Annotated in this window: 1 protein-coding gene; it reads right to left on the bottom strand. The window is 65.7% G+C overall.

The window, feature by feature from the left end:
• Positions 1–788 (bottom strand): adenosylhomocysteinase (locus tag ACTMTU_RS36045; RefSeq protein WP_441267644.1); only part of this gene is annotated, 788 nt, incomplete at its 5' end.

The following is a 788-nucleotide window of genomic DNA, read 5'->3' as shown; positions in this document are numbered from 1 at the left end:
TCAGTAGCGGTAGTGGTCCGGCTTGTACGGGCCGTCGACCTCGACGCCGATGTAGGCGGCCTGCTCCGGGCGCAGGGTGGTGAGCTTGACGCCGAGGGCGTCGAGGTGGAGACGGGCGACCTTCTCGTCGAGGTGCTTGGGCAGCACGTAGACGTCGGTCGGGTACTCCTGCGGCTTGGTGAACAGCTCGATCTGGGCCAGCGTCTGGTCCGCGAACGAGTTGGACATCACGAAGGAGGGGTGGCCGGTCGCGTTGCCCAGGTTCAGCAGGCGTCCCTCGGACAGCACGATCAGGACCTTGCCGTCGGGGAAGGTCCAGGTGTGGACCTGCGGCTTGACCTCGTCCTTCACCACACCCGGCAGCTGCGCCAGGCCGGCCATGTCGATCTCGTTGTCGAAGTGGCCGATGTTGCCCACGATGGCCTGGTGCTTCATCCGGGCCATGTCCGAGGCCATGATGATGTCCTTGTTGCCGGTCGTGGTGATGAAGATGTCCGCGCTCTCCACCACCTCGTCCAGCGTGGTGACCTGGTAGCCGTCCATCGCCGCCTGCAGCGCGCAGATCGGGTCGATCTCGGTGATGATCACCCGGGCGCCCTGGCCGCGCAGCGACTCCGCGCAGCCCTTGCCCACGTCGCCGTAACCGCACACGACCGCCGTCTTACCGCCGATCAGCACATCGGTGGCACGGTTGATGCCGTCGATCAGCGAGTGCCGGCAGCCGTACTTGTTGTCGAACTTCGACTTCGTGACCGCGTCGTTCACGTTGATCGCCGGGAACAGCAGGG

Origin of the sequence: Streptomyces sp. OZ13 (assembly GCF_052068155.1) — a bacterium.
Taxonomy (GTDB): domain Bacteria; phylum Actinomycetota; class Actinomycetes; order Streptomycetales; family Streptomycetaceae; genus Streptomyces.
This window is presented reverse-complemented; position numbering and strand designations above follow the sequence as displayed.